We start from the raw sequence: 22,040 nt of genomic DNA on the forward strand, positions 1-22,040 counted from the left end.
ATTATTCTTTCAGCTTGTCTTCTTTTACCCGCTCACGAAACATCAGGTATACTTGATTCATGAAACTGCGTTGGAATTACAAGGACATCATAGATCTCGCATATTTTCAAAACAGGGATGCAGATGCGGAACCGGATAAACTCCACCAAAGAGACAGGGAAATATACAGAGAGGCATTTAAAGATGATTCCTCCCTGACAGATGATCAAATCATAAAAACGTGGCTGAGAAAAAGAACAGCAGATGAATTTCCTGACGAAACAAATAGAAGTCCCGGAAGATTATTCTCTGATGCCCACATTCTTGCCCGCACTCTCATTATTATTGCTGGTGTTGTATCAGGTATGGGGGCCGGTCTTTCTTTCTTTCATTATTCCGGTACGACACCGATCAATGTTTTTCAATTTCTCCTTGTTTTCGTCTTTTCCCAGATCCTGCTCACCTGTTTTCTTATAAGCTCGCTGTTTATCAGAAAAATCCGCAGTAAAAAAGGAGCACCTTCATTTTATCGATTCTTTTTTGGTCGTCTGCTGAAAAAAGGAGCAGATCTCCTTGCCAGACAGTGGAGTCGCCATCTTCCAGGCAAAAAACGCTTGAGTTTCAGTCATGCTCTGGGCATTGTCACCTCCCAGGGTAAACTGTACGGTTCGCTGTTCTACTGGATCTTTTTCAACCTGGCCCAGATCTTCGCCCTGTCTTTTAACAGCGGCCTTCTTGCCGCCACCCTGCTGAAGATCAGTACAAACGATCTGGCCTTCGGCTGGCAGTCCACTCTACAGTTCAGCGCGGCATCGCTCCATAAACTCATCAGTCTCCTCGCCCTTCCCTGGTCATGGTTTGTTCCGCCTTCCCTTGCATACCCTTCTCTTGAACAGATTGAAGGCAGCCGGATTCTCCTGAAAGAGGGGATCTACATGCTGGCAACTGAAAACCTGGTTTCCTGGTGGCCTTTTCTTATCTTCTGTCTGCTTTTTTATGGTCTGTTTTTCAGACTGCTCTGTTATCTTGCCGGGAAAATCATGGAAAAAAGAGTTCTCAACAGGAACCCGTGGCGGTCTGCAGCCAGCCAGAGAACCGTACAGAGAATGACCACACCGCTCTTTTCCACCCAGGCCGGGCCCGAACGGAAAAAACTCGAGGAAGAAAATCATGGACTTGTCAGTTCCGCGCCATCGGACAACAGCCGTACATATCCCCAGACAGTTCTGGTGGCCGATGATATAGCACCGCTTTTTCCTGAAACGAAAATACAAAACCTTTTGAGAAAGCACGGATTTACTCCACGACGGACCACAGTTTTTATGGCGGATTATGATACGGACCTGAAAATAGTGCAGGAACTGAGTGAGAAAAACCGGGACAGTCAAACGGGACTCTTTCTCCTCGTGGAGGGTTGGATGGTTCCCCTGACCGATTTCCTCACCTATCTTCAAGAATTACGAAAATCATTACCCCGGGAGACAATTATAACTGTAGGTCTTGTCGGCCGTCCCTCAGGTACTGCATTTTCCCCCGTAACCGAAAATGAGTATGCCATATGGCATAAAAAAATCAACGCCCTGGGCGATCCCTTTCTCCAGCTCCTCGCCCTCACTCCGGAGAAAGAAAAATGAAAACAACCGTTCCTGAATTTGCCATTCTCGGCCATCCGAACGAAGGAAAATCCTCGGTTCTCTCCACCCTGGCTGAAGACGATTCCGTTCGGATCAGTTCCACCCCCGGAGAAACGACAGAGTGCCGCACATTTCCGGTTTCCATTGACGGCCACGAAATCCTCCGTTTCACCGACACACCCGGTTTCCAGAACCCGGCCCGTGTTCTGAGTCACTTTAAAAAACTGAAAAAAAACGGCAGTGAGCTTCTCATGGAGTTCAGATCAATTGCAGAAAATATCCCCGAACTTCATGACGACCTTGAACTTCTCACCCCGGTTGAGCGTGGAGCAGGTATCATATACGTGGTTGACGGTTCCCGCCCTTTACGTAATGTAGATAAAATGGAAATGGAGATCCTCCGCCTTACCGGTAAACCCCGCATGGCCATTATCAACTGCAAGGACGATAATTTTGATTTTCTGGATGACTGGAAAATGGAATTCAGGAAAAACTTTAATTCCAACCAGCTTTTTAATGCCCACAGGGCCACCTACGCGGAACGTATCCGGTTGCTCGAAGCATTGAAATCCATCGACCAGGACTGGTATGAGCCCCTTTCTCGGGTTGTCGACGCCTTCAAAAGCGAATGGAGGGCACGCAACAGCCAGAGTGCCGATATCATCATCGACCTTCTGGTCGGCTGTCTTACCCTGAAACTGACCGGTACCATCGGTTCCAGCTCTGATGAACAACGTGTACGGGAAAAACTCTTTACCAGGTACAAAAAAAAGCTTGAAAAAAAGGAACGGACAGCCCAGGAACAGATCCGGGCTCTCTTTAAACATAATATTTTCAATTATCAGCTCCCTTCCCACTCCCTGCTGCGGGAAAATATTCTGGATGAAAAAAACTGGCAGCTCCTGGGCCTGACACCGAAACAGGTGATCATTGCAGGAGGACTGGGAGGAGCCACCCTGGGGGCAACACTGGATATTGCGACCCTTGGCCATTCCCTGGGATTGTTCACCGCAATCGGTGGTGTGGCCGGTGCACTGGGGGCCATGTTCAGTGGAGAAAACCTCTCGGGACAGGCGGAAATCCTCGGCATTCCCCTTGGCGGAGAGACTGTGCAGGTGGGACCGGCAAAAAACATTGAAATGCTGTTTGTCCTCCTCAACAGAGCCCTGCTGCACTACCGGCACATCATCAACTGGGCCCACGGCAGGCGTGATTACCCTGAATCAATTTCCATTGAAGAAACAAACAGGAATTACACAAAGGACTGGTCCGCCTCCCGGTTAAAAACATGCCAGGGATTTTTCCAGCAACTCAAGGATAATGGGGAACCTGATTCCGAAAAGCGAGAAGCGTTTAGAATCATCATCCTGGAGAGCCTGGAGGAAATCTCCAGAGAAAGCCGGAACGGCCAAACCAGCCTGGCAAAAACTTGATCCACATGTCCTGTGCGGATTAAAACAATGAAACCTACAGAGGGTTTTTTACGCCCCTCAGAAAACCCGCCAGGTAATTTACACCAAGAAAACCGACTGTAAGGGCAGCACCACTCAGCAGAACCAGTGCGGCCTTCTCAAACCCCATGGAAAACATGAAACAGCCCGATGACGCCAACCAGGGAAAAAGCAATGCGGCAAAAAAATATTTCCTTACGTTCCCGGTGGGTTCCCCCGGTCCCAGGGCATGCCTGCGACATTTCTCCCGGTGCCCGGTATCCGGATTTTTTGTTCTGTAATTATATTTTCCGAGAATAATTATCTCAAAAAGAGACTGAATAACCGTTTTATTCCTGAAATAAGCGGAATGGGATCCCCCCGGATCAGGAAAATAAAGACTGGAAACATGGACATTATCGACCCTGTGTCGGATCCGTTTTCGATTGGTCGGAGACTGGAGAGCACCACTGATAATGTCCCCTTCATCCCAAAAATTAACCCAGTGAATATAGGGCGTTCCAAAACGGGAAAAGGGGACTTCGCCAATATCTCCACGCAGCTCTTCCACAACCCGTTTGTAGCGGTGATACCTGCTTTTGTAACTTTCAAAAAAATACTGGATTTTATCGATGGGACTTGCCAGAGTAACAAAATGACTGATTTTAATCAGTTCTGTCGGCCCGGTTATGGGGTCATGTGAATTCCGGGCTCTGTTATTTCGAGTGACATGAAGCAGGGTATCATGGGCAACTGTCGTTCCCAGGCTGTGACTGACAATTACTACCCGCCTGCAAGCCTCCTGTGCCAGAACATGGTTAATAACAGTTGTGCCCAGCTCAATAACCCTGTTACGCTGTTCATGTTTTTTATCCGTTTCCTCGTAGGTCGCCCACGACTCCACATCACCCATATAATCAGTCAGAAATCCTTTTAACCCCAGAAAAGAAAACAATGATACAGCAAGACCTGCAGCAGTTTTCCAGGAAGGGTTCCACCTGGTGATAAAAGTATGTAAAAGAGGATGCTGATCTCCTGAAAAGAGAGGCAAACCTGCAAAAAACTGTAAAAACAGAAAAATCAGGAAAACACTCAGTAACGCGCTGAAAACCAGGGCAAGGGCAAGAGTCAGCAGGTAGAAGCCATTGAGCAACTCTCTGAGCTGGTATTGCTTCAACCACATACGTGCCAGGGCAACAGACTGAACTTTCCGAACTCTTCCGCCCTCCTTTTCGTCTTCAATAAACGAAATAAAATCCTTGAATGTCCCCTCCGGGAACCGTTCGATTATATGCGGTTTTTCGAAATCATCGTACAATTTCACCAGCCTTTCAAAATCTGCCTCCTCAACGCCATCAGGCCATTTTTCCCGAACATCCAGCAGATCGATCAGCACAGCCCTGCGTAACCGTTGTCGCTCACGCCACGGTGAAAAAAAAGTATGCCATGGACGCAAAACCTGACTGAACATCCATTTCAGTACTCGCTTAACCGAGCGATTTCCTGCCATAACCGGGGCCCAGTAAACTTCGTAAAAGCGCACAGGATTCTTCTCGCCCCACTCTCCATCTTTTTTGGGATCATATTCCGCTTCAATATAGGCGATTGTTTTTTCCCGACTCCCGACCAAAGGTTCCAGTTTTGGTACTATTCCACGGAGTAACCCTTTTCCCCCACCCTTCCCTCCATCCCGGTCGGAATGGGTCAGAAATTTATCAATTGCGTCCACAAGTCGGCTCAGTTCTTCATACCGCCTCTGGGAACCCATGCCATGAAAATAAATAACAGCTGTGTACCCATCATCTTTTTCAGATTCTGAACTACTCCCGCTGAATTCTGTCATTATAAGGCTCCTCTTTTGATTTCATTAAAATCGCCTATCAAATTAACAGAACAGTACAATGACGGTGAAAAATTGTCAATCAGCCGAAAAGATTGTCACTGGACACGATCCTGAAAGATACCTATAATCAATGATAAGGAAAGATAAGGAAAGGTTCCGGTTTATCCCGGCACCTTTTCACTTGGAAAGTGTCTGTTTAGCCCGCATTTCTCATGAACTGATGAAAAATGCGGGTTAGAAATGAGATTTTTTGTTCGAGTTCAGGTAAGCGCAGACCCTGAGGAGCATAAAAATAAAAAGCAGGAGGAATACGATGGCCAAAGTAATAACCGGTGTTTTTCCGGAAAAGGAAGAAAAAAAAGAGGAGAACAAACCTGTTCCCGGTTATATACTTGAAATTTCCATAATGTTTTCAGACCCCCTGATCTGGCGCCGCGTAGCCGTACCCGGCTCCATAACCCTGGCAACCCTGCACAGGGTCATTCAACTGGCCATGGGATGGAGTGACTCCCATGTTCACCAGTTTCTCATCGGAAAAATCAGCTATGAACCGACATTGGGGACAGCGGGAATTGCAGAAAGCAAACGTTTTGATGAACGCAATTTCAAGCTCCATACTCTGGAGGAAGACATGGGTTTCATGTTCACCTACCTCTATGACGCCGGGGAAGGCTGGGAGCATGATATTCGACTGGAAGAAGTCATGCCCGCCGACCAGAATTTTAAATACCCGGTACTGCTCTCGGGAGAACAGGCCTGTCCACCGGAAATTGTCGCTGACATCCATGAATACCAGTCTCTGATCGAGGCCGCTGAAAAACAGTCCGATACCAGCTACAGAGAACTGTCTGAGCTTTCAGGAACTGCTCATTTTGACCCCGCTTTTTTTGATCTGGAAATGGCAAAGCAGCGACTGGCCGATTTAACCTGATTTTCCAGATCCCTGAATCCGCGACCGGGCCAGGGATCTGATCAAAGCTGCAACAACACTTTGGGAACAGCTTCCCGGCCCGTATCTATTTTGGTGTCACAGATCAGCAGACGGCTTTTCTCCACGCCAAAAGTCTTCACCAGGTAATCCTGTACTGCTGTTGCCCGCTGTTCTCCAAGGGCAAGCAGCTTTTCCCGGTCCTGTTCTGCCACCTCGATACTCTCTTTTTTCTCGGAGGCAATCACTTCAGGGGAAAGAAATTCCCTGGAGGCGACAACCGGACAGAGCTGCAGATCTGTTTTCGGCCGATCCTTGAGTATCTGGCCGATTCTTTTCAGGTAATCGGCATGCTCAGGAGTAAGAGTAATTTCCTGCAGTTCGAAATTCACCGGTGGCAGTTCAACCTGCATCATTTTTTCCCCGACCTTCATCCCCACATAGGCGAGAGCTGCGTACGGTCCGAGGGAATAGACCAGGTACGAGGACGCGGCGGGAACAATGGCCTTTCCCAGGGCCGTTACAAGAATATCGGAAATGCCCACATCAAGATCAGAAAGGGGGCCCTCTATGGGAATATCCAGAGAAATATTATCCTTGCTGTCCCGGAGCATGGCAAGAGCTGCATCCAGGGGAATGGGCAGTTCATTATCCAGCTCAGTGGCCAGTTCTTCAGAGATTCTTTCTGTTTCCAGCTTTTTCAGAAGGATATCATTCTGCATATTCAGAATCTCATCGGCCAGACCCAGCTTTGTTTTCAATTGCAGCTGACCGCCGGCCAGAGCCGTTCCCACAGACTGAACAGTATAGGACGACAGTTTAGTCAAAGGATAATTCTTCAGTTCTATATCAAGATCCAGTGCAGGAGAGGGTTTGAACGGGAAAAGTTCACCCTTGACACTGAGGGGAGCCCGTCCTTCAAACTCTCCCTGCAACACCAGAGTCGTCTTCTGTTCTGGTCGGGTGGAATCAAGGCGGCCCAGTTCCAGCTTCGACAGCACCAGTTCACTGGTAAACGGTACGGCAAGGGTATTATCCGTAAATGACAGTCGATTTTTTCCGATCAGTTCGAGTTTTCCGAGTATAAAGGGATATGGTTCATCACTCTTGTCGACACCTGCAGCTTCTCCTGTATTCCCTTCAGTTTCCTGAGGAGCTTGACGCATTGCCTGCAACTGTCGGTTTATATTCAGCTCGCCTTTTTTATCAAGATTGATTGTTGCAAGAAGATTTTCAAGGCTCAGGGTTTCACCACTCACACCACTGTCCTGCGCCCATGCAGGGGAGGAAAGATTACCTTTCTCCAAACTGACAGCGTCAAGAAAAACAAGGCCGTCCAGAAAAATATTCCGGCTTGAAAAACCGGTTTTCTCCAGGTCACCCATGATACCGGTTACACGTATTTCCCCGGCTTTTACCAGGGTTCGGCCATTGATCGTTGATTGAACAACAGGTTGGAGCACAGACAGTTCTTCCGCCTTCAGGGACTTAAAGTCCACATTTTCCACCTGATGCAGCTTGACTTCCGCGACACTGATATCCAGAGGCATTTCACCCTGAACAGATGTTGAAAAATCCGTCATTGCCAGGCTGCCAATTGTCAGTTTTCTCCCATCAGAACCACCAAGATCATCAATGGTAACATTTTCAAAAGCGACCATTGGTGTCTGCCCCTTACCATCAAACAGAGAGAAACCGTCAAGAACAATCTGACCGTCAAAGGCAGCAGGCAGTTTTTTATTACTATCGGCCGTAGTATAATCAACCTTGCCCCGCCACTGCAGACTGTCATTGGATATCTTCAGGGAAGGCAGCAGGCAATCCGTAGCCTGGAGGTGAATTGAAGCATCACTTTCAACCCGGACATCATCCCCGATCCTGATTTTGCTCTTACCCTCGATACCGATTTTTTTCTCCTGCAGCCTGAACTCTCCATCCGGCAACTGAAAAGAAAAATTTTCAGAAGCAAGTAACCCGTCCAGATCAACAGCCATATCTCCCTCTGCGGGCCCTGCATAATGCGTTTTTCCCCGCCAGTTCAGTTGTCCGCCCTGCACGGAAAAAGCACTGTTACCGACTACGGGGTCAGTGACTGTTATTGTGCCGTCATAATCAACAAGGACATCATCACCGGCAGTGAGATGCAGCTTGCCATTCACTCCCACCTTACCGGAAATGGATTGCAGAGCATCAGCGAGCAGGAGTGACAGGTTATCAAGATCAAACTCCTTCACATGAACATCCCCACTGATTTCAAGCTGTGGTGCCACCTTCAGGGTATCAAGCTTTATTTCAATACCGGCACCATTTAAGCTTCCGGTTAAAACAAATTTCCCGGCCCTCTCTCCCGTATGGGTGGTAAATTTTTTCAGTTCCGCATGATCAATGAAGAAATCCACCTTGTACTGAGCCGTTTTCAGTTTGAGGCGACATTTTGATAAAACAACCCTGTCGGCAAGCACTCCCCAGGAAGTTGAGTCAGGCAATTCTGTTTTCGGCTTAACCTCCTGTCGCTCGTCCCCTGCCACGGTATATGAACCAAAACGCCAACGACCGTCCTTATACTGTTCAAGGTCAAGAACAAGGTTTTCGTACTTTGCACTTTCAATACGGAAATCACGTTGAAACAGGGCTTGAATACCAATATCAAGAGTAATATCAGAATGGGAAAGAAGAGATTTTCCACCTCGTCGCACATCCAGCTTTCCTAATGTCACTCGCCCGGTAAACGGATTGAACCAGAGACTTTCTATTTTTGCGGAATCCGCTCCATTTTCTTCCAGCCAGGAAATAAGGTAGTATTTGACACCAAAGGGAAGGAGAAGGAAAAAAAGGCAAATCAGTATTACTGCTCCTCCTGTCACTTTAACCCACCTTCTTCTCAAAAACGATTTCCTGTCTGTCTGGACTGTTGAGGTCATAAAGAGTACCTGGTATTTATCTTAAAATCGCAGTGTGGAACATTGTACAGCTGCAATCGGATATTCATTTGCCTGTTGCGGCTGAGCCATTTGGCCCGGCCATGCCGATTTACCGGGTTATGGCGCCAGTCGTTCTACCGACCAACTCTCATCCTCTTTTGTATAGAGGAACCTGTCATGGAGGCGGCTTTTCCGCCCCTGCCAGAATTCAATTTCTGTGGGTTCAACCCGGTATCCCCCCAGAAGGACGGAAGGGGTACCTTACCCTCCCCTATTTTTGTCTTCATCTCCTGGAATTTCTGTAACAGAATCTGCCGGGAGGAGAGTCTGTGGCTCTGGCTGGACACCCAGGCGGCCAGCTGGCTCTCCTTTGGTCTGGTCATAAAATATTTTGCAGATTCGGCGGTGGATATTTTTTGCGCGCAACCGTTAATAATAACCTGCCGTTCAAGCTCCAACCAGACAAACAGCAGGCTGACACGGTTGTTATCCTTTATTTCAGCAGCCTTTCTACTGCCGAAATTTGTAAAAAAAACAAATCCGTTCTCATCATAGTATTTCAGGAGAACCGTTCTCTGGCTCGGTTGCCCATTGCTGCCGACCGTTGCCAGGATCATGGCGGTTGGATCCGGAACATGGGTTGTCCGGGCCTGGTCGAACCAGAGAGAAAACTGCTTTACCGGGTCTTTAGCGAGATCTGTCCGGGACATCCCCCCTTTCAGATACTCGCGACGAAACTGACTTATATCCACTTCTGCTGCTCCTTTTAATCTTTTAAAATATATCTTATTTCTGGTCTTGCCGTTCTGTCAGGAATATCAGGCAATTCCTTCCAGTTTCCAGTTTTCTGTGCCGACCGGTCTGGCCCACGTCCATTTTTCTTCGAACTTTACCGGCTCGGTCATGGATCCCTCAACCAGTTCACCACTCCTGTCATCCACCGTGTAATCAAGCAGATTGGCGGAAAAAAGAACGGTCACAAAATCTTCCATTCCATCACTGCCCGCTTCCACAATTTTCACGTTTCTGATAGCTATACTTTCAAGCTTGTTGATATGTCCTTTACGTCGCATTTCGGCAAAATGATCCTCATACTCCCGGGCCAACTGCTCACCAAGCAGATGTCTGTAGGAGTCCAGATCTCTCCGCATCCATCCCGCCTGTACCTTGAAGAAAACATCGGAAGCAATTTCGAGAAAATGATCCGGATCAAACGACCTGTCATGTTCTCTGATCTGGGCAATACCTTCCGCCACCGGATCCGCCATCTCCGGAACAGGTGGCACTCCGGCTGCTGTACCCGACTCTCCCCCGAAAAAATTACCTGGTCCTCCCTGGCCACCAAAACCACTCCGAGTCGAATAACTGTTCTCACGTGGCCTGTTCATCCTTCTGAAAAGATACCATGCGCCACCGGCCAGTAAAAGAAGGGGCAGGATACCCATTCCCGTTCCGCCCATGCCGAACATTGAACCGAACAGCATGCCTCCCAGGGCACCTCCGAGGAGTCCTCCAGCCATACCGCGGCGAAACGACCCGTTGCTCTGTTTGTTCAGACGCTGGGTCGATCGGGTTGGTGCTTTTCTCGGTGCCATTCTGAAGGTTCGTCCGCCCATTCGGGAGCGGGCATCCGCATAGTTGGCGTTTATACCACCTTCAATCAGGGAGAAGGCAATAATCAGCATAACAAACGGAGCCATCTTTTTTACAAAAGTCATCATAATTTCAATCCATATTTAAAATGTTATTTTCCGTCCCACGATGATGAGGTTGGAGATAAAAAAAAATTACTTTTCCCGCAGAAGAATGTAAGAACTCCGGCATATAATTACCACCTCAATCCTGCAGTTTTTCCTGCATAAATCTGTTCATGTCTGGTATAAGGATATCTTGAAAAATCAGACATTTCTTTCAAAACCAGGAAAGAGTCAAATCAAAAATCTTAACATATAGTTGATATACAGGCATTTTTTATTTCTCCCTGACGCAGAAACCGGGCGAAATGACAATTTCTCAAAGTAGACGCGAGGTGCAGCTGAAACCATGTATCATCAACGTTTTAATTCATACCTAAATCCTGCAATTGGCAAGTTTTTCGGAGATGCGAGGCATCAAGGGCGTCGACGTATTAACATTCTTCAAGCCCTTGATAACGAGGCAGATTCGATAAAATTGCCAATCCCGTAGGGCGAGGGAATAAAGAAAAAACAATCTCACTCCGATAGTGGATAGTACAACCCTTACTGCGATATGATAATTATCTGTTTATACAGTATAAATGCTTTTTATTTATTCCCAAAGTGCAGGATTAGGTCATAATCAATGCTTATTCTCCACCCTCCGGGGGCAAAACCGTGTGAACCGCCGGCATCCCTCCCTTATCTTGCGGCAACTCTGAGGCGGCATGACATTCCCTGCCAGGTCATTGATATGAATATCGAAGGACTCTATTTTCTCCTGGAAAACCTGTCTCCAACCCATGATACCTGGAGCCGACGAGCTCTTAAAAACAGGGAAAAAAATCTGAGGGACATCTGCTCACCTGCTCTTTATTCAAACAAAGACAGATATGCCCGGGCCGTCTATGATGTCAATCGTCTGCTGGAAAATGAGGGAAAACGTTTGGGGCTGCAGTTATCCCTGACAAATTACGTGGATCACGAGCTTTCACCATTAAAAAGTGATGACCTGCGGAGGGCGGCGCGCTACTACAGTAAAAATATCTATTTCCCCTACTTCAGTGCGAGACTGAACGAACTGATCGACCACCGTTATCCCGAAACCGTCGGTATTTCCCTTAATTATCTCAGTCAGGCCCTTTGCGCCTTTGCCATCATTGGCTATTTAAGGGAAAAATATCCCGAAACGAAAATCATCCTGGGAGGCGGTCTGGTAACCACATGGCTGAGCAATCCCGGCTGGAAAAACCCTTTTGGTACCCTGGTTGATTCCCTTGTCTACGGAAAAGGAGAGGAGCCGCTTTTGCGACTGCTGAACAAATCCCCATCAGCAGGTCATGTTCGCCCTGTTTTCGATGACCTGCTGACACACGGCTACCTCTCCCCCGGTTTTATCCTGCCCTATACAACATCCAGAGGCTGTTTCTGGAAAAAATGCACCTTTTGCCCCGAAACAAGCGAAAACAATCCATACAGTCACATCCCCCCAACTGCAACGGTCCACGACCTGAAACATCTGGTTGAAGAAACATCCCCTGTTCTCATTCATTTTCTTGACAATGCACTCAGTTCCTCCACTCTGAAGGTATTGGCAGAAAATCCGCCGAATGCATCCTGGTACGGATTTGCCCGTTTTGACAACCTGTTAGCTGAAAAAGAATTCTGTTTTAAACTCAGGGAAGCAGGATGCGTCATGCTGAAACTCGGTCTGGAATCAGGGAACCAGGGAGTTCTGGATAAAATGAAGAAGGGTATTGACCTGGATCTGGCAGCAAAGATTCTGGAAAACCTGAAAATTGCAGGCATCTCCACTTACATATACCTGCTTTTCGGTACTCCTGCGGAGAATCGATCAGGCGCTGAGGATACTTTAACTTTTGTCAGTACCCATGGGGAATGCATCTCCTTTCTCAACCTTGCAATTTTCAATCTGCCTGTCTGCAGTATGGAAACAGCCCACCTCGAACTGTCTGATTTCTATGAAGGCGATCTTTCCCTGTACAGAAATTTTACCCATCCGCAGGGGTGGAATCGCCGGGAAGTGCGTCAGTTTCTCGATACAAAATTTAAACGGTGCAGAGAAATTGCCGAAATTCTAAAAAAGGAACCTCCGTTTTTCACCTCGAACCACGCACCTTTTTTTCGGAAATTTTCTAAGGTGCCTTTGTGAATATATAAAACCATGTCAAAAAACATTAACGGTGTAATCGCTGCCATTCTGGCTGCTCTCTTCATGGGTACCATGGGTATCTTTTCCAGAAAATCGGGACAAGGTGCAGAAACTGTGGCATTTTTCAGACTTTTTTTCGGAGCGGCTTTTCTTTTCTTCTTTATCTGTATTTCAGGAAGATTGGGAAAAATACTGAAAAAGCCGAAATGGAATGTTGTTTTCAGTGGAGTCATGCTGGCAGGACTTATTATTTTTTACACAAGGGCCATGAACCTGACCACTCTGGCAAACGCTGTTATGCTACTTTACCTTGCCCCTCTTGCCGCCTCCATTTTTGCCCACTTTTTCCTGAAGGAGCGCCTGAACAGAATCTCAATCACTCTTATTCTGCTTTCACTTTTCGGCTTTGCAATGATGATGGAATTCAGGATCGATTTTTCTGCAGGATCAGATCATCTCGCGGGACTGGTTTCGGGCCTGTTTTCCATGTTCTGCTATGCCACATTTATTATCATCAACCGGACAATAGACAGACAAACAGACGTCTTTGCCAGTTCATTCTACCAGATGACAGCAGGAGCAGGATGCCTTTTACCATTTTTTCTTTTTTCTCTACCGGCCGGTTTTGATCCGCAGTGGTTCTGGCTTGTCGGTGCAGGTTTTTTCCCTGGTTTTCTCGGCATTTTACTGGCTGTGATCGCCCTGAAAAAGCTGAACGCAACAACCTTTTCCACCCTGGCATATCTCGAACCTATCAGCGTGGTCATGTATGGCTGGTTCTTCTTTGACGAAGCATTATCTCTTTTGCAGATCGCTGGCTGCCTGCTCATACTCTCGAGCAGCATTGTCAAAACCAGGACAATGTCCGCATGATTCTTTCTATTGGCGGAATAAACAGGAGTATGATACATATTTGAGCAAATTTGATCTGAAAATCCTACCATGGAAAGTGTTTCTGCCACAGTTGGGATTTTTATTGCCTGTTTGTCAGAAGCATACACAGACCAGACCCCGGGAGTTTTCATGCGCATACTTCATGTGGCGAATTTCAATACACATAAATATGGCACAGACCTCTACTCAACCGACAGAAAAATCTCCGCAGGCCTCGTCCGAAACGGTCATTTTGTCTATGATTTCAGTTACCGGGATGTCTGCAGAAACGAATCTTTTTTCAGGACGACAAAACTCGGCACCGGCTCTGTCAATCAAAAACTGCTGAAAGCATGCAGCCAAATAAATCCACACCTTCTGCTCCTTGGACATTCCGAACTTATTACCTCTGAAACCCTGAAAAAGGTGAAAAAATCCCATCCATCCATAAAAATCGGCCTGTGGTATGTGGATGCCCTCTTTCATCGTGAAAAAACAGAACATCTCTTTCACCGACTGCAGTTTATCGATATGGTCTTTGCCACAACTTCGGGCAGATACCTGAGGGAGTATTCCAGTGGCACTACCAGTGCTGCATTTATCCCCAATATGGTTGACCCGGCTGTTGAATCGTATACCGTTTTTCGCAACACCACCTGCGACTATGATTTTATTTTCTGCGGTCGTGACTCCAACGATCCGGAGCGACGGACTTTTATGGAGGAACTCCAGCTTGAAACCGGTAAAACAATGCGCTCAGCGTTTTTCGGCTGCCTGGGCAACGGACCTGTTACCGGCCATGATTACCTTGCCCTTCTTTCACGCTCAAGGATGGCCCTGAATATAAGTCGGAGAAATGACGTTCGTCTTTACTCCTCCGACCGGATCGCTCAACTGACAGGCAATGGCCTGCTCACCTTCTGTCCACGGATCCCGGCAATGGAACTTCTCTATAATGAAAAGGAACTTGTCTATTTTTCAACTTCGGAGGAACTTCTTGCCCGCATTAAATATTTTCACAGCCATCCTGACGAAGCTGAAAAAAGAGCTGAAAAAGGTTGGCGCAGGGCTCACCGGTCTTTCAACACCACCAGGGTAACCGCCTATATGATTGAAAGATTATTTGACCAACCGCTATCCAGCGATTATGAATGGCAGGACGAGTTTTATACATCATCCTGAACCCTGCACTGCAAGAGAACAACAATACCGTGAAAATTCCCCTGAGACTTCTGGACTGGCACAAAGTAAAAAAAACAGGCAGAGGCTATACCCGGAGAGAACTGAGCGCTGTGAACTTTCTGCTGAAGGCTGATATAATCTCTCCTGTCCGCTCCTTTCTCAATGTCGGTTTCCATGATTACCAGGACAGAAGAAACCGCTGGTGGATTGATATCTGCAGGGCCAATTCGATTGACTGGCACATCCTTGAGCTCTTTCCCGCCAACGTGGAAAATTTTCTCAGCCATGCTCCTCCCAAAGACCATCACAGGATTACGCAGGGTGATATCAGGGACGTGGCCGCGCTTTTCAAACAGCCTTTTGATGTGATTTTTCACTGGCATGGGCCGGAGCATCTGGCCAAGGAGGATTATCTCTCAATTCTTCCCGATCTTGCAGGCAGAACCGAAACCCTCCTTCTACTCGGCTGTCCGAACGGTCATGAGGAACAGGGTATGGCTTATGGAAACCCATACGAGGAACATGTCTCTTTCTGGACAGTTGAAGAATTCCATCAACTCGGCTTTGTAACAGATATTGTCTCGGACAAGAAACCCGGCCATATCAGTGCGGCAAAATTTCTTCGCTGACCGTTTATTCTGAAAGTATAGAAAAAACATGAATATTCTTATGATATCTATGGATTATCCCCCAACTCCAGGGGGTATTTCCGCCCATGTCCAGGAATTGTCAAGGGCTCTGGCCCTCCAGGGTAACAAGGTCAGTGTCATTACCCGCAAAAGAAAAAATGATCAGGAACACTCCAAAGATGGTGATATCGATATTTTTCGTGTACCTCTTACCTTTGCGGCACTTGTCTACGGCCTGCAGATCAGGAAATTCACCAGGAATCTGCTTGACAGAATCAGGCCGGATATCATCCACATTCATGGCATGCTCCCCTGGAATGGTACAATATAAAGCATATCCCCCTGGCCTATACCAATCACACTTCCGGCTACCTGAAGCGGATAAAAAAGGGGGCTTCCGTAGAATGGCCATGTTGAAAAGACATTTTGGGAAAGTAGATCTTTTCCTTGCCCCAAGCCGGGAACTCCTGGAAATCCCCTTTCCCATCCGGGCGGAAAAAACCTTTATTCCCAACGGTGTTGACGGAAGTAAATTCCATTTCAACGAGGAGAAAAAAAGACTTATTCGTAAAAAACTCGGCATTGGTGAAAAGGAGACGGTGGCCATTGTCACCAGGCGGCTGGTCGATAAAAATGGCGTTATACATCTTGCCAGGGCTTCTGAATTTCTTGATAATGCTGTCCGTTTTCTTGTGATAGGAGCAGGCCCTGAGCGAAAGAAGGTGGAGGATGAATTCAGAAAACATTGCGGTGACAGGACAATCTTCACCGGCAATAAAAGTCATGAAGAGATTATTGATTTCTACAGTGCTGCCGATTTTTCCATCCTGCCGTCATTAATGGAAGCCACTTCAATCAGCGGGCTCGAGGCTATGGCCGCAGGCCTGCCCCTCATCGGTACGGACGTGGGCGGAATACCAGAGCTGATTGAAAATGGCCAGAACGGTTTTCTCTGCAAACCGGCCGACCCACAGGATCTGGCCGGAAAAATCCACCAGCTCCTCGGGAAAGATCTGAAAAAATTAGGAGAACAATCAAGAAAACGGGTAGAAACCTCGTTTGACTGGTCAAGAATCGCCCAGCGGACCCGCGAAGCTTATGGGATACTCTTTTATTGACCCCTGGATTTCCCTCCCCCGCAGGAAAAGAAAATCCGGGTTCAACAGATTATCTCAAGGTGTGGAATACTCCACCAGTTCTATGGCAAACGTCAGATCCTGCCCGGCAAGAGGCGGGTTGGCATCGAGAGTGATATTCTCTTCAGTAATCTCCGCCACGACAACACGGACTATCTCTCCATTTGCACCACCCATCTCAAGACGCATGCCCACCTCTGGATTCAGATCCGGCGGAACCTGATCCATGGGAACAACCATCACCATCTCGTCCCTGCGCTGCCCATAGGCTTTATCCACAGGGATTTCAACTATTTTAGACTCCCCTGTGGTCATGCCGACCAGGGCCTCATCAAATCCCTGGATGACCTGGCCACTGCCCACAACAAATTCCAGTGGCTCTCTGCCTTCAGAACTGTCGAAAACAGTACCGTCCGCAAGCGTCCCTTTGTAGTGAACCCTTACATTATCACCTTTTTTCACCTCAGTCATTTCCTGCTCCTCCGGACAATACTGTTCTTACTGCCCTTTCAATATTATTGTTAGTCTGAATCCGTGACGGTAAAGAAAAAATACTTTCCAATTACGCACAAAAATCATCCTGATAAGTAACTGGTCACAGGATTTTGTAACTCTGTGTTTTCATCCGCATTAAACCTGTAAGTGCTCAAGAAAACAATCACGGATTGAGGATCATACTCTTTTTTGGAAATAACTGTCAGAAAAAAATAAAACCTATACCTTGAAACTGCCCACAAGCCGGTGAAAACCTCTCGCCAGTTTTTTGAGGGCACCAGCACTTTCACTCACATTCGTGGCATTTTTATTCAATTCCATGCTGGCCTGGTTCACCTCGGCAATTTCTCTGGCCACCTCTTCAGATACTGTTGTGCTCTGACTGATATTCTCATTGATTTCCTGGATTCCCTGGAGAATCTGGTCAACATTCCTCGATATTTCACCAGCAGTAACGGACTGCTCCTCAACGGCTGTGGCAATGGTGTTGACAATTTCACTGTTCTCACTGATCACGTTACTGATCACGTTAATCTCGCCTACAGTGGCAGATGTCGAATTTTGAATTCCAAGAACCCTTTCCTTAACCTGCTGCGTCGCAACAGAGGTCTGCTGGGCTAGCTCCTTGATTTCACTTGCAACTACAGCAAAACCCTTTCCGGCTTCTCCCGCTCTTGCCGCCTCAATGGTGGCATTCAAGGCAAGCAGGTCAACCTGATCGGATATTTCCGATATTGTCGCCAGAACATTATCTATATCGTGGGCTGCTTCGCCAAGTTCATCGACCCTGGAGGAAGCAGAAGCTGCCTGGCCAACTGCTTTTTCAGTGATGGAACGGGCTTTTTCAGATGTCTGGGCAATCTCATTAATCGTGGAAGTCATCTCCCCCACCGAGGACGCCACCATATCAACAGCGGATGCAGTTTCATTCATTGAGCCGGCGACAGCGGACATATTTGCAGACATCTCTTCCACCGCTGCGGCTACATTGTTTGATTTATCTGACGTTTCATTTACACGGGCTGCCATGGTTTCCGCTATGGTGGCCAGTTCCTCTGACGAACTATCCAACCTCCCTGAGTCATTTGATATTTTTTTAATTATATCCTGCAATTTTGTCACAAATACATTAAACCAGTTGGCCATTTCTTCAAGTTCGTCCCCGGTTTTCACGTCCAGTCGTGAAGTCAGATCCCCTTCCCCTTCAGCAATATCCTGAAGCATACGACTCATGTTCCTAATGGGATCGGATATTTTTCCGGCAATGAACACCAGGATAAAAGCTACGACAACCAATAGAACCAGAGAAACAACCAAAATGGATGTTCTTTGTTTGCTCACCGCTAACCGCACCACATTTTCCTGCCTGGCCATGGCATCATCAATATCATCGATATAAACTCCGGTCCCGACAATCCAGTTCCACTTGGGGAAAAGTTTCACAAAGGACAGTTTTGCAACAGGCTTGTCCTTGCCCGGTTTGGCCCAGAGATAATCAACAAAACCTTCTCCTTTTTCCCGACAGACCCTGATCATCTCCGCAAACAGTTTTTTGCCGTTTGGATCTTTGAAGTCGAGCATATTCTTTCCGTTCAGGGAAGGTTTGATGGGATGCATGACAATGGCACCGCTCATGTCCACAATAAAAAAATAATCCTTGCCTTCCGGCCCGAACCTGAGATTCGATATCTGGCGTTTTGCTTCATTTTTAAACTGTTCTTCAGCGGTTTCAAGATAAACACCGGTTCCTATTACCCATCCCCAGGGTTTGAATTGTCGTATATAGGATAATTTCGCTACCGGTTTTTCCTTTCCCGGCTTGGGCCATTTATAGCTGACAAAGCCCTCACCTTTTTTCTTTGCCACACTAACCATTTCCATAAAAAGTTTTTTACCGGTAGGGTCTTTAAAACCGGAAAGATCTTTTCCATCAAGGGCCGGTTTTATGGGATGCATGACCATTACCGCCTGCAGGTCATTGATCCATAGATAGTTTCCTCCCGCGTAACGCATGGTTTTGATAATCCGTTTAGCCTCTTCCTTTTTCTGGAAGTCCGTCAAATCTTCCCGATTATATACTCCCTCAACCGAGGTATAAGCCAGATTGACAATTGACTGCAGCTGCTGTTTATAGGCAACTGCAACCTGTTCAGGATCACTGGCAGCCCTATATTGTGAAGCAAGAATTTCAAAAGTATTTCTTACAAGATCTTTAAGTTTTTCATTCTTGTCTTCCATCATAATGGAATGAATATTCTTCAGACTTTGATCCCCCTGTGATTGCAGGGAGCGCAACCCGAGAAACAGGAAGACAAGACCAAACATGACAAAAAAAGGCAGGATGAAAATAAGTATTTTTTTTCGTATTGACATAAATTCCACTCCGGCTTAGTTGATGTCAATTCATAATTATTCCGCTCAAAGCTAATGAATAATTACCTCAAAACAGGGAGTTCAAATCCACCCCATACTTTAGTTGTACATGTAAAAAAACAGCGAAGTAAAGGAAAAAAAATGACTGCTGATTCTCGCTAACACTCATTTTACCCAATCACTTCTTTTTCCTTTTTCTTTTTTACACCACTGATATAGTGTCACTGAAATAAATGGTATTAGAAGTATTTTTCAAATCATACCAAGCCCTATAGATAAAAATATTAAAAAAACCTTAAGTCAGGTTGCTCCTGAGCAGCTATTTTGAACCTAACCTCACAGAAACTCCATTATTCTCACTCGAATGACACAAAAAAAAATAATCATAACAGGGGGCGGAGCTGCCGGAATGATGGCTGCAGGCCGGGCATCAGAAAAAGGTGCAAGGGTAGTTCTGCTGGAAAAAATGGCTCGCACCGGACGTAAGATTGGTATCAGTGGCAAGGGCAGATGCAACCTGACAAACAGCGCTGAACTTACCGATTTTCTAAGTCATTTTGGGAAAAATGGCAGATTTCTGCGACAGTGCTTCAATCACTTTTTTACCAATGACCTCACTTCCTTTTTTGAGGAGAGAGGATTGTCACTCGTACGGGAAAGAGGAGGACGTATCTTTCCAAAGAGTGGTCGAGCACTTGACGTTGTGAAAATCCTTAATGAATGGCTGGTAAATGGTAAGGTTGAAATACAACTCAACTCTCCTGTTTCAAAACTTCTTACCAAAAACGGACATATTTCGGGCGTTGTCTGCAGGGGAAAAACGATTCCCTGCAAAGCGGTCATTCTTGCAACCGGGGGAAAATCGTACCCCCGTACGGGATCAACCGGCGACGGCTATCGTCTTGCATCATCACTTGGTCATACCCTGACTCCAATTCGGCCGGCCCTGGTTCCCCTTGTACCGGAAAAAAAAGACCTCCTTACCCTGGCCGGCCTTACCTTGAAAAACGTCAATATCCGTCTGATCGTAAATGGCAGACGCAGAAAAACTGGTTTCGGGGAACTCTCCTTTACGGACAGCGGAATAAGCGGGCCGGTTCCTTTGTCAATGAGCGGGTTCATTGTTGACTCCCTGAGACAGGGAGACAAGATCAGTATGGCAATAGACCTGAAACCTGCCCTGGATGACAGACAACTGGCAAAAAGATTAATTCGTGATTTTGAGAAGAGAAGAGGTGAACCGATATCAAGCATTCTGCGAGGACTGCTCCCCAGGCAACTGGTGGATTTGTGCCTTGAAACGTGTGGTATTTCTCCAGATATAGATACACACACCTTTCCCGCGGCAAAAAGAAAGAAACTGACTGCCTGGTTAAAAAACTTTCAGTTTGCACTTACCGGATACCGGGATTTTGATGAAGCCATTGTTACGGCTGGCGGTGTAAAACTGGCTGAAGTTGATCCCCGCACGATGGAGTCGAAACTGGTCAAAGGGCTGTTTATTGCCGGAGAACTCTTGGATATCCAGGCAGATACTGGTGGATTCAACCTTCAGGCTGCTTTCTCTACCGGCTGGTTAGCCGGAACAGAGGCTGCTCATGCTCTAAAAAAGTGATGAGGAAAATTCCTCATACACTTTCTCGATAGGGATGGCAAAGCCAATACCCTCTGTTCCGCGGAGAATCATTGTATTGACCCCGTAAACAAAGCCATTCTCATCAATCAGCGGCCCCCCGCTGTTTCCCGGATTTATTGCCGCGTCAGTCTGCAGAAAAATCTGGCCGTCTTTTCGTTTCCTGTATCCGGAAAACACTCCCGATGTAACAGTATGCCGCAATCCCACAGGACTGCCAATAGTATAAACCTTCTCCCCTGGTGCAAAAGTTTTCCGACAGGAGGTCGTGGCAGGAAGGTTGTTTTTTCAGAGAACAGTGCAATAAGTGCCAGGTCGTAATTATCGCTGACCAGATAATAGTTCGGTGTCTTCTTTTCTCCACTTGCAAAGACTATCTTGATATCCGAGGCAGAAATCTCCCGTTCGAGTTTTCTTAACTGCTCTTCGCTCTTTTTCTGTACAGGAATCAGACTGTTCAGTTTCTTCTCACGAACTTCCAGTATCAGTGCGAGTTGTTTTTTAGTCGGCCCCTCACCATATCTGCGCAGTCTTTTTCTGGTTTCCTCCAGCTTCTGCTTTTCCAGATCAATAAGTTTTCGTGCCGTTTCAACCTTTTCCCGGAATTCGGCAATTTTTTTCTCACTGACCTTCACCACATGACGATTGGTAACGATATACTGATCATTCACAAAAAAACCGGACCCTGTTCCCCAGGGTGTCTCAATGGACACAGTTGCATTCCTGGCAATTTCGACAGCATTCTCCTTAAAAGCAAGATTTTTATGCTCCTGCGGAAATGCGGTCGCTTTTCCTGGTGATGGTTTTACAGATTCAGTTTGGATATATTCCTTCTGTTGTGCTGCTACAGGAATCTGTGTTCTTTCAGGAGTCTTGTTTTTTACGAAAAAATAATAACCCGCTGCACCAACAATAACCGCCAGTAGAAATAACTGGAGAACGATTGATCTTGTCTTTGATCTTTTTTCAACTTTACTTCTTGCGGCCGCTTCCGCCTCTTTTTTTCTTTTTCGAACAATTTCATACCGGGCAAATATCAGACCACACTTCTCGCATTCACGGGTATTTCTCTGTTCATGATCACATTTTGGGCAGCGCATAGTTCATCTCTTTGTTTCAAGGTGGCCTATAATTG

17 protein-coding genes and 1 pseudogene are annotated in these 22,040 nt (G+C 46.7%); 10 read left to right on the top strand and 8 right to left on the bottom strand.

What is annotated here, in order from left to right; genetic code table 11:
* Positions 1-59 precede the first annotated feature (59 nt).
* Positions 60-1,613, top strand: coding sequence for a DUF2868 domain-containing protein (locus tag LO777_RS10075; RefSeq protein ID WP_228853791.1), 1,554 nt, complete (start codon positions 60-62; stop codon positions 1,611-1,613).
* Complete coding sequence (locus LO777_RS10080) at positions 1,610-3,046, top strand: GTPase/DUF3482 domain-containing protein (RefSeq protein WP_228853792.1); 1,437 nt, start codon at positions 1,610-1,612, stop codon at positions 3,044-3,046. The genes LO777_RS10075 and LO777_RS10080 overlap by 4 nt, the downstream gene beginning before the upstream one ends.
* Positions 3,047-3,080: 34 nt before the next feature.
* Here the strand turns inward: LO777_RS10080 and LO777_RS10085 are convergent, their stop codons facing one another.
* The gene (locus LO777_RS10085) at positions 3,081-4,886 is read right to left on the bottom strand and encodes a hypothetical protein (protein WP_228853793.1); all 1,806 of its coding nucleotides are present in this window, start codon (positions 4,884-4,886) and stop codon (positions 3,081-3,083) included.
* A 313-nt stretch (positions 4,887-5,199) separates the two neighbouring features.
* Here LO777_RS10085 and LO777_RS10090 point away from each other — a divergent pair, with 313 nt between their 5' ends.
* Positions 5,200-5,817 (top strand): plasmid pRiA4b ORF-3 family protein, encoded by a 618-nt coding sequence (locus LO777_RS10090; RefSeq protein WP_228853794.1) that lies wholly within the window; start codon positions 5,200-5,202, stop codon positions 5,815-5,817.
* Positions 5,818-5,858: 41 nt separating this feature from the next.
* Here the strand turns inward: LO777_RS10090 and LO777_RS10095 are convergent, their stop codons facing one another.
* The 3 genes and pseudogenes from LO777_RS10095 to LO777_RS10110 all read right to left on the bottom strand — a co-directional run bounded on the left by LO777_RS10095 (position 5,859) and on the right by LO777_RS10110 (position 10,456).
* Positions 5,859-8,735 (bottom strand): DUF748 domain-containing protein, encoded by a 2,877-nt coding sequence (locus tag LO777_RS10095; RefSeq protein ID WP_228853795.1) that lies wholly within the window; start codon positions 8,733-8,735, stop codon positions 5,859-5,861.
* A 117-nt stretch (positions 8,736-8,852) separates the two neighbouring features.
* Positions 8,853-9,445 (bottom strand): annotated as a pseudogene (gene pdxH, locus LO777_RS10105) (pyridoxamine 5'-phosphate oxidase).
* A 108-nt stretch (positions 9,446-9,553) separates the two neighbouring features.
* The gene (locus tag LO777_RS10110; RefSeq protein ID WP_228853796.1) at positions 9,554-10,456 is read right to left on the bottom strand and encodes a Tim44 domain-containing protein; all 903 of its coding nucleotides are present in this window, start codon (positions 10,454-10,456) and stop codon (positions 9,554-9,556) included.
* A 601-nt stretch (positions 10,457-11,057) separates the two neighbouring features.
* Between LO777_RS10110 and LO777_RS10115 the strand changes: the two genes are divergently transcribed.
* The 6 genes from LO777_RS10115 to LO777_RS10140 all read left to right on the top strand — a co-directional run bounded on the left by LO777_RS10115 (position 11,058) and on the right by LO777_RS10140 (position 16,386).
* Positions 11,058-12,584, top strand: coding sequence for a B12-binding domain-containing radical SAM protein (locus LO777_RS10115; protein ID WP_228853797.1), 1,527 nt, complete (start codon positions 11,058-11,060; stop codon positions 12,582-12,584).
* Between the two features lie 12 nt (positions 12,585-12,596).
* Positions 12,597-13,457: a DMT family transporter gene (locus tag LO777_RS10120; protein ID WP_228853798.1), complete on the top strand. Its 861-nt coding sequence runs from the start codon at positions 12,597-12,599 to the stop codon at positions 13,455-13,457.
* Positions 13,458-13,607: 150 nt separating this feature from the next.
* Entirely contained in the window at positions 13,608-14,639 is a 1,032-nt protein-coding gene (locus LO777_RS10125; RefSeq protein ID WP_228853799.1) for a glycosyltransferase family protein, read from the top strand.
* Between the two features lie 29 nt (positions 14,640-14,668).
* Complete coding sequence (locus tag LO777_RS10130; RefSeq protein WP_228853800.1) at positions 14,669-15,268, top strand: hypothetical protein; 600 nt, start codon at positions 14,669-14,671, stop codon at positions 15,266-15,268.
* A gap of 28 nt (positions 15,269-15,296) precedes the next feature.
* Entirely contained in the window at positions 15,297-15,599 is a 303-nt protein-coding gene (locus LO777_RS10135; RefSeq protein ID WP_228853801.1) for a glycosyltransferase, read from the top strand.
* A gap of 73 nt (positions 15,600-15,672) precedes the next feature.
* On the top strand, positions 15,673-16,386 hold the full coding sequence (locus LO777_RS10140) for a glycosyltransferase family 4 protein (RefSeq protein WP_228853802.1): 714 nt from the start codon (positions 15,673-15,675) through the stop codon (positions 16,384-16,386).
* Between the two features lie 54 nt (positions 16,387-16,440).
* On the opposite strand, the gene LO777_RS10145 is transcribed toward LO777_RS10140, so the two are convergent.
* Together LO777_RS10145 and LO777_RS10150 are read right to left on the bottom strand one after the other, a co-directional pair.
* Entirely contained in the window at positions 16,441-16,875 is a 435-nt protein-coding gene (locus LO777_RS10145) for an FKBP-type peptidyl-prolyl cis-trans isomerase (protein ID WP_228853803.1), read from the bottom strand.
* 243 nt (positions 16,876-17,118) lie between these two features.
* Entirely contained in the window at positions 17,119-19,272 is a 2,154-nt protein-coding gene (locus tag LO777_RS10150) for a methyl-accepting chemotaxis protein (protein ID WP_228853804.1), read from the bottom strand.
* A gap of 364 nt (positions 19,273-19,636) precedes the next feature.
* Between LO777_RS10150 and LO777_RS10155 the strand changes: the two genes are divergently transcribed.
* Complete coding sequence (locus LO777_RS10155; protein WP_228853805.1) at positions 19,637-20,887, top strand: BaiN/RdsA family NAD(P)/FAD-dependent oxidoreductase; 1,251 nt, start codon at positions 19,637-19,639, stop codon at positions 20,885-20,887.
* On the opposite strand, the gene LO777_RS10160 is transcribed toward LO777_RS10155, so the two are convergent.
* Positions 20,876-21,127, bottom strand: a complete 252-nt coding sequence (locus LO777_RS10160) for a trypsin-like peptidase domain-containing protein (RefSeq protein WP_228857365.1) — start codon at positions 21,125-21,127, stop codon at positions 20,876-20,878. The genes LO777_RS10155 and LO777_RS10160 overlap by 12 nt on opposite strands.
* Complete coding sequence (locus LO777_RS10165; protein ID WP_228853806.1) at positions 21,022-22,005, bottom strand: hypothetical protein; 984 nt, start codon at positions 22,003-22,005, stop codon at positions 21,022-21,024. Before LO777_RS10165 ends, LO777_RS10160 begins: the two co-directional genes overlap by 106 nt.
* Positions 22,006-22,040: the final 35 nt, after the last annotated feature.

Source organism: Desulfomarina profundi, from assembly GCF_019703855.1.
Lineage (GTDB): Bacteria > Desulfobacterota > Desulfobulbia > Desulfobulbales > Desulfocapsaceae > Desulfomarina > Desulfomarina profundi.